Genomic DNA, 641 nt, shown 5'->3' with positions numbered 1-641 from the left:
ATGGAGCCTGAAAGGTCAACCACCAGCATTAAGTCTCGGTACTTAGGTTGAAACTCGACAGGTTCGCCAAACCAAACTGGTCTCGCACAAGCGATGACCAATAATGTCCAAACGCCTACAGCTAACGATTTTTGTAGCCATTGTTTAGGTTTATGGCTGTTTTTGCTTTCTGGCAAATACGCCAGTTTGATTTCTGCTTGTCGAGTTTCTTCAGGAAGAAGCTTGTAAATCAGCAGAGGTAAGGGCAACAAAAAAAGTGCCCACCACCAGACAAATTCAATGTTTAACCATTGGGAAAGGTCTGTCATGAGTGTTTGCTCAGTCACGGGTGTTTGCCTTTTTCTTCGGTGGCAAAGCGTGAGTTATCCAAAAGGCACAATCGTCGATCAAATCTTGATGTTGCTCTTGAGGCGACTTTTGATATAACGCGGCTTGCCACTGTTGTTGTTTGTCTACGAATCGAGTCTCTTTGGTATGACTGTCGAGAAATTCATACCATGCCATTCCAGTTAACGGGGCGATGTCTTCACGTGGGAAGTAACTCAATGCTGCTTGACGCAGAATTTCCAGAGCAGAGGAAGGCGTATGAGGTGTGACGGATTGAGTCAAAAGCTTTAATGCCGTTTTTTTGGCAAGTAAGC

The 641-nt window shown here is 44.8% G+C and carries 1 protein-coding gene and 1 pseudogene; both read right to left on the bottom strand.

Annotation, left to right across the window (positions count from 1 at the left end; translation table 11 throughout):
• A pseudogene (locus R7E78_RS27650) lies at positions 1-326 on the bottom strand (IMP dehydrogenase); the annotation flags it as partial.
• The coding region (locus R7E78_RS27645) for a DUF4381 domain-containing protein (protein WP_318058821.1) at positions 319-641 on the bottom strand (323 nt) is incomplete at its 5' end. The pseudogene R7E78_RS27650 and the gene R7E78_RS27645, both read right to left, overlap by 8 nt.

It is taken from the genome of Vibrio sp. YT-19(2023) (assembly GCF_033337395.1).
Note: the sequence above shows the minus strand (reverse complement) of the source record. Positions and strands in the feature narration are given on the sequence as shown.